Annotated in this window: 10 protein-coding genes; 9 read left to right on the forward strand and 1 reads right to left on the reverse strand. The window is 36.3% G+C overall.

The features are described from left to right. Positions 1-154: 154 nt before the first annotated feature. From WAX74_RS06320 to WAX74_RS06355, 8 genes are all read left to right on the forward strand, one after another. Complete coding sequence (locus tag WAX74_RS06320) at positions 155-409, forward strand: DUF3006 domain-containing protein (RefSeq protein ID WP_336496814.1); 255 nt, start codon at positions 155-157, stop codon at positions 407-409. 257 nt (positions 410-666) lie between these two features. Next, complete coding sequence (locus WAX74_RS06325; RefSeq protein ID WP_336496815.1) at positions 667-1,773, forward strand: sugar ABC transporter substrate-binding protein; 1,107 nt, start codon at positions 667-669, stop codon at positions 1,771-1,773. Between the two features lie 88 nt (positions 1,774-1,861). Further along, a complete protein-coding gene (locus WAX74_RS06330; RefSeq protein WP_336496816.1) occupies positions 1,862-3,382 on the forward strand; it encodes a sugar ABC transporter ATP-binding protein in 1,521 nt (506 codons plus the stop codon). A gap of 13 nt (positions 3,383-3,395) precedes the next feature. Continuing rightward, positions 3,396-4,571 (forward strand): sugar ABC transporter permease, encoded by a 1,176-nt coding sequence (locus WAX74_RS06335; RefSeq protein ID WP_336496817.1) that lies wholly within the window; start codon positions 3,396-3,398, stop codon positions 4,569-4,571. Positions 4,572-4,692: 121 nt separating this feature from the next. After that, positions 4,693-5,673 carry a substrate-binding domain-containing protein gene (locus WAX74_RS06340; RefSeq protein WP_336496818.1) on the forward strand — a complete coding sequence of 327 codons (981 nt, stop codon included), beginning with the start codon at positions 4,693-4,695 and terminating at the stop codon, positions 5,671-5,673. Further along, positions 5,670-7,133 carry a sensor histidine kinase gene (locus WAX74_RS06345; protein ID WP_336496819.1) on the forward strand — a complete coding sequence of 488 codons (1,464 nt, stop codon included), beginning with the start codon at positions 5,670-5,672 and terminating at the stop codon, positions 7,131-7,133. Before WAX74_RS06340 ends, WAX74_RS06345 begins: the two co-directional genes overlap by 4 nt. Next, positions 7,111-8,658 carry a response regulator gene (locus tag WAX74_RS06350; protein WP_336496820.1) on the forward strand — a complete coding sequence of 516 codons (1,548 nt, stop codon included), beginning with the start codon at positions 7,111-7,113 and terminating at the stop codon, positions 8,656-8,658. Before WAX74_RS06345 ends, WAX74_RS06350 begins: the two co-directional genes overlap by 23 nt. Before the next feature lie 14 nt (positions 8,659-8,672). Continuing rightward, entirely contained in the window at positions 8,673-9,746 is a 1,074-nt protein-coding gene (locus tag WAX74_RS06355) for a sugar ABC transporter substrate-binding protein (RefSeq protein ID WP_336496821.1), read from the forward strand. A gap of 208 nt (positions 9,747-9,954) precedes the next feature. On the opposite strand, the gene rpsD is transcribed toward WAX74_RS06355, so the two are convergent. Then, positions 9,955-10,557 (reverse strand): 30S ribosomal protein S4, encoded by a 603-nt coding sequence (gene rpsD / locus WAX74_RS06360; RefSeq protein WP_336496822.1) that lies wholly within the window; start codon positions 10,555-10,557, stop codon positions 9,955-9,957. A gap of 371 nt (positions 10,558-10,928) precedes the next feature. Here rpsD and WAX74_RS06365 point away from each other — a divergent pair, with 371 nt between their 5' ends. Then, the gene (locus WAX74_RS06365) at positions 10,929-12,785 is read left to right on the forward strand and encodes a sensor domain-containing diguanylate cyclase (protein ID WP_336496823.1); all 1,857 of its coding nucleotides are present in this window, start codon (positions 10,929-10,931) and stop codon (positions 12,783-12,785) included. The last annotated feature ends 34 nt before the right edge of the window (positions 12,786-12,819 follow it).

Here is a 12,819-nt window from a genome sequence, read left to right on the forward strand (position 1 = left end):
AAATTATTAAAAAAATAAAAAAGTAAACAAAATTAGATGAAAAATTAGTAGTAAATAGTATAGAATGATAATATTGAACGAATTTCCTACTATTCATGAAAAATTATTTTATTAAATTTATTTTTAATTTATCTTGGTCAAGGGGCTGTTTTGAGTGTGTGCGAATAAATATGTGGTCGATCGATTCGATGATTTTTTTGTAGTGCTTTTCGAAAAAGATAATAAAGCAAACAAACTTGTCATTTTAAAAGAAAAGTTTACGATTAATGCAAAAGCAGGAGACTTATTGGAAATACATATTAATAAAGATAAATCAGGCTATGATTTTAAAGCGTTAAAGGAAGAAACTGATGATGCAAAACAACGTTTGCTTGATTTAATCGAAGGAATGAAAATGCATAAAAATTAATATTTTTTAAAATTGGTGATTTGCTCTATATAGGGTAGATCGCTTTTTTACATCTCTTCCAAATCAATTTAATGGAGAGGTGTTTTTTTATGAGGAAACACCTCTCCAATTGAAATAAAATAAACGCTTCTTTTCACAAAAGGTTAAAAAAGTATAGGAAAAGATAAAAGAATGCTAATGATAGCGCTTTCATATTAAAATACAGAATTTATAATTAAATTGTAATCATTTTTTATTCAAAGGGAGAGGGTAAGAAAATGTTCAAGAAATTCAAAGGAATAACATTTTTAGTGATCTTAATGGCGTTTGTACTATTTGTTGCAGGATGCAATAACAGTGGAGGAGGTTCTGTAGACGTTGGAATCGTTCTTCCAACAAAGGACGAACCACGCTGGGTACAAGATGAGCAACGTTTTAAGGATGCATTAGCAGATTCGGATTATTCAACAGAAATTCTATTTAGCCAAGGGTCTTCAGCAAAAGAAAAAGAAAATGTAGAAGCTTTACTAAATAAAGGAATAAAAGTATTAATAATCACTCCTCATGACGGCGCAGCTGCAGCATCAGCAGTAGAAGCTGCAAAAAAAGAGGGCGTTACAGTTATTGCTTATGACCGCTTAATTACTGACACAGATGCAGTAGATTACTATGTAACATTTGATAGTTTAGCAGTAGGTGCTGCACAAGCACAGTACTTGGTAGACAATGCTGAAGGCACAGATGTACCGCTTTACTTATATGCAGGAGCAGCTTCTGATAATAACGCATTTTTATTCTTCGAAGGGGCATGGAAAGTACTTCAACCGAAAATAGCTGATGGTACTTTTAAAATTGCCAACTCAAGTGAAGCAGAAGCATTAAAAGATTCAGCAGACCTTTCACGCGATCAACTTGGGAAAATTATTGGGCAAATTACAACAAATTGGGATGCCAACGAGGCAAAAAATAAAGCACAAACTCACTTAACTGCAGCTAGCGATGATTTAAAAGGGGATGTCGTAATTCTAGCTCCGAATGATGGAACAGCTCGCTCAATAGCAGACGTTTTTGCTTCTGATGGTGCAATTACTAGCTACTTTGTAACTGGGCAAGATGCTGAGAAGGCATCTATTCAATACATTATTGATGAAAAACAATCGATGACGGTTTTTAAAGATGTTCGTACATTAGTAAAAGATGCAATGGGCATGGCGGTAGAAATCTTGGACGGTAAAACACCAGAGACAACAGGTTCATATAATAATGGTGAAGTAGATGTTAAAGCAAAACAAACGGACGTTATCGTAGTAGATAAAGATAATGTAAAATCAGAACTTATCGATTCTGAATACTATGAAGCAAGTGAATTCACAGGCTTAGAATAAAGATATCAAATAGAAATGGAAATAGTGATAGTACAATCTATCACTATTTCTCGTATTCTATTTTTGATTGGGTTAGGGAGGCGATAGAATGAGCGAGTATATTTTAGAGATGAATGACATATCTAAAGAATTTCCCGGAGTCAAAGCCCTTTCGAATGTGAATTTCAAAGTGGAAAAAGGAGAGATTCACTGTTTAGTAGGAGAAAATGGTGCTGGGAAATCAACACTTATGAAGGTGTTGAGTGGAGTTTATCCATACGGGACATACGACGGTGATATCGTTTTTGATAATGAAGTTCAAAAGTTTCATGAAATTAACGATAGTGTGAAGGCTGGTATTGGCATTATTTATCAAGAACTAGCGCTTTTTCCGGATCTGACAGTCTATGAAAATATTTTTGCGGGGAACGAAGTAAAGAAGGGTCCTTTCGTAGATTGGAATCAGACAATCGTTCAAGCAACGCAATTATTGAAAAAAGTTAACCTGAAAGTAACACCTGAAACATTGATTAAGGAACTAGGTGTAGGGAAACAACAACTTGTCGAAATAGCCAAAGCTTTAAGTAAAGATGTCAATTTGCTTATATTAGATGAACCAACAGCAGCACTGAATGAAGATGACAGTGAAAACCTTTTAGAACTGTTGAAAGAGTTAAAAAGCCAAGGTATTAGTTGCATTATGATCTCGCATAAGCTGAAGGAAGTAATCAAAATCGCAGATAAAGTAACTGTTATACGTGATGGAAAGACCATATGCACACTGGATGCAAGTAAAGGGGAAGTCGCGGAAAACACCATTATAAAAAACATGGTAGGACGTGACATAGAAGATATTTACCCGAAACGTCCAGAAAACAAAATTGGAGAGACAGTTCTCGAGTTAAATAATTGGTCTGCCTATGACACTCAACTAGGAAGAAATGTTGTAAAAGACGTCCATCTTCATTTAAAAAAAGGAGAGATTATTGGTATTGCTGGCCTAATGGGTTCGGGTCGAACAGAACTTGCTATTAGTATATTTGGTAATCCAAAAAACTATAAACTACAAGGAAATTTAACTCTTCACGGAGAACAGAAGGTATTTAAGCATACAAGTGATGCTATTAAGGCTGGCGTTGCGTATGTAACGGAAGATCGAAAAGGTGATGGACTGTTTTTATTACAGGATATTAAGAGCAATGTCTCAGCAGCTCATCTAACGGGTATTTCTTCAAAGGGGATTCTCAATTTAAACGAAGAAGTGAAGGTTGGAAACGAGTACAAAGACTCATTGTACATTAAAGCGAGTTCACTAGAACAAGTCGTAGGCAAACTGAGTGGTGGAAACCAACAAAAAGTATCATTAGGGAAATGGTTGTTTACTGAACCTAGAATCTTAATCTTAGATGAACCGACACGAGGAATTGATGTTGGTGCAAAATTTGAAATTTATTCGATTATGAATAAGCTCATTCACGAAGGTATGAGTATTATTATGATTTCCTCTGAACTTGGTGAAGTATTAGGAATGAGTGATCGGATTTATGTCATGGCAGACGGAGCGATTAAAGGAGAACTGACTAAGGAGGAAGCGACACAAGAAACGATTATGGAACTTGCGACGCAATAGGAGGGGGATAACGATGAACTTTTATCAAGAAGCTAAAGCGCTCGTAAAAGCGAATATACGAGATTATGGGATGTATATTGCGTTAATCGTTATTATGCTTACGTTTACGATTATGACAAACGGCTTGTTTATGTCTTCTCGAAACATTAGTAATTTATTGGATTCAGCTGGTTATATTGCTGTTTTGGCAGTTGGGATGACATTGGTCATTGTCATCCGTCACATTGACTTATCTGTTGGATTTTTAGCAGGATTTTTAGGTGCCATTTCGGCCATTTTCTTGACCCAAATGGGCTTATCCGTATGGATTACAATTCCGATTATATTAATTTTAGGTGCAGTAATTGGTTTATTTAACGGTGTATTAGTCGCAAAAATTGGTATTCCATCATTCGTTGCTACGTTGGCAGGAATGTTAATTTTTCGAGGTGCCCTTCTACAGGTCACAGAAAAAACAGGAACGATTATTATTAAGGACGATCAATTCAATGCGATTGGTAATGGATTTATTCCGTCTATTATGCAAATAAATGGCTTGCATTTACTTACGTTAGTAGTAGGGCTTGTAGGAATTCTTTTGTATATTTACAATGAAATCTCCATTCGTCGTAATAAATTGACATATGGCTTTGATGTGATGTCAAAGGGAATTTTTAGCGTTAAGATTGTTTTGATATCAGCAATTATTGCTTATATTACTTGGATATTAGCTGGTTATAACGGATTTTCCTGGACTGTTGTTATTATGATTATCGTTGTATTAATCTATCATTTCTTAACGACTAAAACAGTGCTCGGTCGTCACATTTATGCTGTAGGTAGTAATCCTGAGGCGGCGCATTTAAGTGGGATCAACGTACAAAAGATTACATATATCGTCTTTGGGTCGATGGGGATGCTCGCAGCTTTATCTGGAATTTTATTTACTTCTCGGCTTCAATCAGCAACTACCACAGCTGGTACTCTATTTGAACTTGATGCTATTGCTGCGGCATACGTTGGTGGAGTTTCTTCTGCAGGTGGAGTTGGAAAAGTAACAGGTGCTATTATTGGAGCAATCGTGATGGCCTCCTTATCAAGTGGGATGAACTTACTAGGTGTCGGAATTTCCTATCAATATATGATACGTGGTGGTGTTTTGGCTGGAGCAGTAATTTTCGATGTACTGACACGTAAACAACGGGCTTAAAAAAGAATAATAGAATAACTAGGCATCCTAATGTAGGGTGCCTCCTGTTTTTTTGTAGGTCATTGTAAATTTTGGGACAGGTGGTAATATGAAGGAAAACGTATCAGGAAGGGGAGGGGACATGAGAAAAAAAGTTATTTTTGCTTTAGGTGTTCTAATTGTAATATTTAGCTATTTGACTTTTATTTCAGCATCGAAGGCATTTCGATTAAGTAGTGATATGCCAACTAACCTCCCTTCCGCTGAGGATACTTTACGTCTTGTACTTATTACGCAAGAACTGGATACCCCTTTTTGGAATAAGGTCGGTCAAGGAGCAATACAGCAGGCGCTGGAAGAAAATGTACAGCTTGAAGTATGGGGGAGTTATGGAAACAACCAAGATGACTTTTTAAAAAAGATGGAGATCGCCATCCATTCAAAGGTGAATGGAATAATTGTACAGGGGTTAGATAATGAAGAATTTAAAGAGCTCACAAAAGTAAAGGCAGCCTTTTATGGCATTCCTGTTATTACAGTAGCAAATGATGTGCCAGTACAAGAGAGTTTGCGGAAAACTTATGTGGGTTCCGATCAGTTTTTAGCAGGTAAATTAGTTGCAAGTCAATTAATAAAAGAAATGGGAACAGCAGGAGAAGTGATAATACTTGGTGATCAAGAGCTAGCGTATTATCAAAAAGAAAGGTTAGCAGGGATTCGAAATGTATTAGATGGGTATCCAGACATCAAAATTATTGTTAGAGGGACGGAAGAAACAAAGGAACAAGTGTTGGCAACTACTCAACAATTAATGAATGAAGCACCACAAGCCTCTGCTTTTCTAGCCATCAATGCAAATTATGCAGGACCAATGATTCAAGAAATTGAAAGACGTACAAAGGTAGAACCGTATCATATATTTACATTTGATGATGGAGTTGAGTCAGCTACACTCTTAAAGCAAGGAAAACTCGATGGGGTTTTGGAGCAAAAGCCAGAAGAGATGGGTAGAGAGAGTGTGAAATGGTTAATGGAGTGGATTACAGACGAGACCGTGCCACTCGATTCACATGGTTACCTCACCGAAACTCGTATTGTTGAAGCAGAAGGTGACGGTATATGACAACGATACAAAAGAAGATTTGGTTGCTAGTTTCCGTTGTATTACTCATTATGGGAGTTATTTGGCTGACGCTCACGTATTACAATCAAAAAACCCAGGAACAATCCAATGAAATATTACAGAGATATTTACGAATGAATGAAGTGACTTCTGCTAGCCAGCAAATGATTACTGATTTAAATAATTTTTTATTAAACCCAACTATTAATCAAAAAAAACAGGTAGAGAGAAGCATACACCATATTGAAGAGGTACAACAGGATGTAGCCCAGCTTCGGAATGCGGAAAATGAGTTCTCGGTAACGAATTATATTCATTTAATCGATAGCCTTATAGAGACAACAAACCGATCCATTATGTTTTCAGAGGAGCAGGAAATGGAAGGATCGACAAACGAATTTAATGAAGCAAATCGAATTTCTAAGTACATATCCGAAATGACCTTGACGATTTTAGATCGAGAGCTGAAGACATATAATCTGGTATATCGAGATATTATCAAGCAATCAGAGGAGTTAGAGAAGCTAGGCATCTGGTTATTACTATTAATTACTGTTGTGTTATTACTGGCCACTTATTGGTTTTCGCTAAGTATTACGAGGCCAATTCATCAGCTGACTAGGGCTGCTAACGAATTATCCAAAGGGCGTTTTAACGAACAAATCCAAGTTAAATCAAATGACGAGATTGCTTTTTTAGCAAAAACCTTTGATGAGATGCGTATAAATATAAATGATCTAATAGTGGAAATTCAACAAAAGGCTCAGCTTGAACATGAGCTGCAGCAAAGTAAGCTGTTGTTGAAGGAGAGTCAATTAAAAAGCCTGCAAAGCCAGATAAATCCACATTTTTTATTTAATACGTTGAACACATTATCGAAAAAGGCATATTTGGATGGCGCGGAGGAAACTAGTGATCTTTTAGTCAGTGTAGCGGGATTGCTACGTTATAATCTGAAGCGAATAGACCGATCTGTGACGTTGTTTGAAGAAGTGATTGTTTTGAATCAGTATATGGAAATTCAAAAGGCACGCTTTACAGATCGTTTGAAATTTGAGTCGTACATCGATGAGTCGTGTCTACATGTGAAAATTCCAGGACTAACCCTTCAACCTATTATCGAAAATGCAGTTATCCATGCTATTGAGCCCGAAGAGGACGGGGGTACCATTTTCTTTAGCATAAAGAAGAATGGTGCATGGATAATCATTGAAATAGAGGATAGTGGAAAAGGTATGTCACAAGAAAAAATGGAGCAGTTACTGAAGGGGCGTATAGTTCCTAGTGATGGTCATTCTACAGGAATTGGCTTTCAAAATGTAGTGAAAAGATTGGAATTATTTTATGGAATGGAGAACTTAGTTACGATCGATAGTCAAGAAGGACGAGGCACTAAAGTGATTATACAAATTCCTAATTCATTGGAGGAGCAATATCATGATGAAGCTTCTAATTGTTGATGATGAACCAATTGAGCGAGAGGGAATGGAGGCGATTTTACAAAAAGCTTTTCCCGAACTAAACATTCACCAAGCAAAAAATGGTAAATTGGCAATAGAATTAGCAAGTCAGATAAAACCAGATTTAGTATTAATGGATATTATGATGCCTGGTATGACGGGCCTTGAAGCGATTGAAAAGATTCAGATAGAACATTCTACTTGTAAATTTGTTATGGTGACAGCCTTTGATATGTTCGATTATGCAAGACAGGCTATCAAGCTCGGTGTGAAGGATTATTTACTAAAACCTAGCAAGGTAAGCGAAATTGTTGCAACCGTTGGAAGAGTATTAGAGGAATGCATTCAGGAACGTGAGGCACAGATTACAAGCAAGTGGCAAGAGCAGAAGTGGCAAAAGACGTTGACTTTAGTGGAAACAGACATTGTAACACAACTATTATTTGATCATGTACATGAAGTTCATATCGATATGCTTCTCGACATGCTAGGCATTCGTTCTTCAAATGAAAAATTTGTTGTAGTGGTTATATTGCCTGAAGGAGCACAGTCCAATTATGTATCCATAAAGGAAAAGGTACGTGAAACTGGAGATGCTTGGGTAGGCGCTTTATACGGGAGACAGCTTCCTATTATCGTTTTTCAAGATCAAGAGAAGTCCTTCCGTTTGCAAGCGATTACATTGGTAAAAGCAATCTTATCATTAGCTAAAGAAAAAAGTGGCTTGGACTGGTTTATAGGAATTGGTCAAGTTTATGAGAAATTAGATGAAATTCGTCAATCTTACCAAGAAGCACTCATTGCTACCATGGATAGAACGTTAGTGGTCAAATACAGATTTTATTCCGATTTACCAACTAATAGCTTAGAATCTGACAATCTAGCTATGAAACAACAGCAAAAAAAACTCTTTGACCAAGTTCGTTTAGGAGACTGGGTTTCTATACAGTCCGGTGTGTTAAATTTGATACAGCAACATGAAAATGAGGAGAAGTCTCTAATATACGCTCAGCAAAGAGTGCTTGAGCTGCTTTGGATTGCTACAAGAGTGATGGATGAAATGGGAATGGAAGCCGATGCCCCCTTTTTCTCATTTCAAACGCAGGACTACCGCCAATTACGAGTGGAAACACTTTTGCTACTCAATAATATGAATACTGTCTATAAAGCCCATTATGATCTAATGGAAGCGGATAAAATACACCAAATCAAACAATTTATACGTGAACATTCACACGAGGATATTTCATTGGAGATTCTTGCACAAAAGGTAAATTTAAGCCCCATTTATATTAGTAAGATGTTCAAAGAGAAGCTAGGCATTAACTATATTGATTTTTTAACAGAGTGTCGAATAGAGAAAGCAAAGACACTTTTAAATGATTCAGAGCTTAGTTTAAAAGAAATTACGTATGAGGTCGGATATCATGAGCCTAATTATTTTAGCAAAGTATTTAAAAAAGTGTCTGGAGTATCCCCTAAGCAATATCGAAAAACATTATGGAGTAATAAAGCGGAAGTCTGATAGGAGGTAAGCGAATGAAAAGAAAGGCTATAGTATTATGGATTTTAGGAATAGCCTCCCTTCTAATTGCTTGTACAGATACGCAAAAACAAGAACAGGAAGCCGATGAGTCGGAAAAAATAACACCTCTTGTTAAGGACAATGATTCTATCCGCATTGGATTCTCGATGGATACCCTGCTAGAAGAGCGATGGTTAAAAGATAGAGATTTATTCAAGGAAGCAGTAGAATCACTGGGAGCAGAGGTTGAAATTGTAGCAGCTAATGGAGACGATGCTCTTCAAATTTCGCAAGCAGAGGCGCTTATCAGAAGCGGTATTGACCTTTTGGTAATTGTTCCGCATAATGCTGAAGCAACAGCTGCAATTGTGCATAAGGCACATTTAGCAGGTATCCAAGTCATTGCCTATGATAGGCTTGTGAAAAATGCAAATCTCGATTTGTATGTGTCATTTGATAATGAACAAGTGGGTGAGATGCAGGCAAAAGCTATCACTTCCATCGTACCGAAGGGCAATTATGTGTTTATAGGAGGGGCAATTACTGATAATAACGCACACTTATTAAAAAAAGGTGTATTCAATGTGCTGCGTCCATATATTGAACGAGGAGATATTAACATCATCTATGATCAATGGACGAAGGATTGGACCCCAGCTAATGCAAAAGCAAATATGGAAGAAGCTATACAGACATCAAACGGGAAGATTGACGCAGTGATAGCTGCAAATGATGCCACTGCAGGCGGTGTTATAGAAGCCCTTGCTGCACAAGGATTTGCAGGAAACGTACCAGTTGCAGGGCAGGATGCGGATCTGGCAGGAGTACAGCGAATTGTTAATGGAGAACAGACGATGACAGTCTATAAACCAATTCAGATGCTCACACAGGAAGTAGCGAAAATAGCTGTTGCTATGGCAAAAGGGGAACCAGTTCCTACTGTAAAGAAAGTTAATAATGGTAAAATTGAAGTTCCTTCCGTGCTACTAGCGCCAATCGCTGTAAATGTTCGCAACATAGAAAGTACAGTTATTGCGGATAGGTTTCATTCTTCAGAGGATATATATAAAGACACTTCGTATAAATAGTACGCCCATTTTATTTTCAATAGATCTTATTATCTTTTTGGATGATAGTAGTGAAAGAAGGAGGCACACGGACCACCCGTGGAATGCGTCCGCCTATAATGGAAATCAACAGCATTGTTTAACAGGAGCCTAAAATAAAAAAGCCCTAAAGCCTTGATTTAACAAGGACTTTAGGGCTTTTAAAAATACTCTTAGAAGAGTATTACTATTAACGAGAGTAGAACTCAACGATAAGTGCTTCGTTAATTTCAGCAGAAAGTTCGCCACGTTCTGGAACACGCACGAAAGTACCAACTTTTTTGTCTGCATCAAATGATAGGTATTCTGGAACGAAGTTGTTTACTTCGATTGATTCGTTTACAACATCAAGGTTTTGAGATTTTTCACGAAGAGAAATTTCTTGACCTGGTTTTAAACGGTATGAAGGAATATCTACACGTTTACCATCAACCATAACGTGGCCGTGGTTAACTAATTGACGAGCTCCACGACGTGTGCGAGCAAGACCTAAACGATAAACGATGTTATCAAGGCGAGTTTCAAGTAGAATCATGAAGTTTTCACCATGTTTACCTTGCATTTTACCAGCTTTATCAAATAGTGTACGGAATTGACGTTCGTTAACACCATAAGTGTGACGAAGTTTTTGTTTTTCTTGTAATTGAAGACCGTACTCTGTTAATTTTTTGCGTTGGTTAGGACCGTGTTGTCCTGGTGCGTAAGGGCGTTTTTCTAATTCTTTACCAGTACCGCTTAGTGAGATACCAAGACGACGTGATAATTTCCATGATGGACCTGTATATCGAGACATGTATGTCTCCTCCTTTTATTGGTTTTATTTTGTTGTAAAATAAGACCAGATGTATCCAAACTAGCAGACATTTTGTTTTCATGTATCATCGCCCATGCAGCCAAAGGGTTACAGGATACACCATCTATTTTAATAGAGGAACAAAATGAGCAATCTAGATCATACAACTGCTGCATTTATTTTACACAAATTCTATTGTAACTTTTTATAAAACGTAAGTCAATAATTACATTTATTAATAAAAGATTTTACTATTCAGATTAGTTGAATGTTAATTGACAAATTATGTGAAGTATAGTCAAATAGAATTATAGAGAAAATGTGATAAAAGTAATGTATTTACACTTGGAAGACTAAGAGGTGTTAAATGGATGGACGTTAAAATAGTGGAGCCTATAAAGTGCCGTATTTTAGATATTTGGTATGAAAATGTCTTTAATCATGAATCTAGCTATAACTGGTTCGAAGATTTAAAAGAAATACTTTCCGAGTTTTTTAATGTTCAGGTGGCAAATTACTTCATTTATGATACAGACACATTTTTACAATTACAATGGAATCATTCATTAGCTAAAAAGTTAAATGCAATTAAATGGCTTGAGATTGAAGGGTTTTTTTATGATCAAGACTTTAATGAAATTCCGTTTTTGCAAAAAAATCTGTTGGCTGTTGGGGAAGTATCCATTTTGTTACGGGATCAAGAAAATCAGCCTTTAGGCTTGCTAGTAATGGAGTCTACTCCTAAATGGAAGGAATTCTCCCAAACTACTGAAGTGTTCAGTTTTATTAGTACTATTAGTACATTGGTTCAAAAAATAAAAAAAACCGTTTATTTAACTCAGCAAGAGCATCAATATAGAAATTTGTTTAATGTTACAAAAATGTTCTATTCAACACTCGATATTGGACAAATACTAGAAGGCACATTAAATGCAGTACAAGAAGCGTTTCCAAACTTTAAATCCATCTTAATATTGTCCAATGATCAAGATCGTAAGACATCTGTTCCTTACAAACTATTCGACTATACATCTGAAAGACCTGCTACAGTTGAAGCTTATGTATCAGGGGAAATAACAACAGAGTTAGCAACGGATTTAGGAGTGCGCTTATTAAATGTTCCTATTAAAGGTAAACAAGGGATTTACGGCATTTTGCAAATGTCTACGCCTCTTGATTATTTATTTTCGGTCAGACAAAAAGAATTTGCATCCTTGCTTGCTACAGCAGCTGGAAATGCATTAGAGAATGCCAAACTATATATTCAATCACACCGCCTAGTATCTGATTTGCAATTAATTAATGAAACAACCCATAAGCTAAATATGAATCTTTCTTTAGAAGATATGCTCTCCTTTTTATACAAGCAATTAAATAAATCTTTTCATCCTGATCAAATTGGTTTCGTATTTTTAAATGAGGAAGAACATGAAACTTCATCAGCAAGTTCAGATTTCTTTCTTTCATCAAATGGACAAGAATACATTAAATATGTAGTCAATCATTTTGAAAAAATGCAGGATTCGCTTTTCATAGCAGATCTCAATCGCCTATCAGAACAGGAATTTGATTTTCGATCACTTATTGCCATTCCATTAAAAGAGCAAAATCATATTACTGGATTTAGCATTGTGTTGCATAAAGAGCCCTATTTCTTTTCATTTGATAGCTTTAAATTAATGCAATCCCTTATACAGCATTCTTCTCTTGCGATAAGTAACTCTAAATTGCGTATTAAATTGCAGGAAATGGTGAATCGCGACCATTTGACTAACCTTTTTGCACGCAAATATTTAGATAAATATGTGGAAACATCTATGAAAAATGATGAGCGTGGCGTTTTTATCCTCATGGATATTGATAACTTTAAGCTAGTCAATGATACACATGGCCACCAAGTGGGAGATGAAATTTTAAAACAAATTGCATCCATCATCCAAAAGCGAACGGAAGGAATTGGTATAGGAGCAAGATGGGGTGGAGAGGAACTAGCTGTTTATTTATCCCAAATGACCATTGAAGAAGGTATTGAAGAATCCAAAAAAATAATTAATTTAATACCTCACCATACGAATCCTAGTGTAACTGTCTCTATGGGGGTTTGCGGTTGGGATAAACATGATCTTCTTTCCTTTCATCATCTTTTTCATAATGCAGATACAGCTATGTATGAAGCAAAGAATAATGGTAAAAATCAATTACGTATTTATCAGGCACCTCCACTTTAACAAAGTGAAGATGCCTATCTTTTTTATTATATTC

The organism is Psychrobacillus mangrovi, from assembly GCF_037104765.1.
Classification (GTDB): domain Bacteria; phylum Bacillota; class Bacilli; order Bacillales_A; family Planococcaceae; genus Psychrobacillus; species Psychrobacillus mangrovi.

Bases quoted from the DNA above. Each gene is read 5' to 3' on its own strand.
- WAX74_RS06335 (WP_336496817.1), top strand. From the start codon at position 3,396: ATGAACTTTTATCAAGAAGCTAAAGCGCTCGTAAAAGCGAATATACGA.
- WAX74_RS06345 (WP_336496819.1), top strand. From the start codon at position 5,670: ATGACAACGATACAAAAGAAGATTTGGTTGCTAGTTTCCGTTGTATTA.
- WAX74_RS06365 (WP_336496823.1), top strand. From the start codon at position 10,929: ATGGACGTTAAAATAGTGGAGCCTATAAAGTGCCGTATTTTAGATATT.
- WAX74_RS06330 (WP_336496816.1), top strand. From the start codon at position 1,862: ATGAGCGAGTATATTTTAGAGATGAATGACATATCTAAAGAATTTCCC.
- WAX74_RS06355 (WP_336496821.1), top strand. From the start codon at position 8,673: ATGAAAAGAAAGGCTATAGTATTATGGATTTTAGGAATAGCCTCCCTT.
- WAX74_RS06340 (WP_336496818.1), top strand. From the start codon at position 4,693: ATGAGAAAAAAAGTTATTTTTGCTTTAGGTGTTCTAATTGTAATATTT.
- WAX74_RS06325 (WP_336496815.1), top strand. From the start codon at position 667: ATGTTCAAGAAATTCAAAGGAATAACATTTTTAGTGATCTTAATGGCG.
- WAX74_RS06350 (WP_336496820.1), top strand. From the start codon at position 7,111: ATGATGAAGCTTCTAATTGTTGATGATGAACCAATTGAGCGAGAGGGA.
- rpsD (WP_336496822.1), bottom strand. From the start codon at position 10,557: ATGTCTCGATATACAGGTCCATCATGGAAATTATCACGTCGTCTTGGT.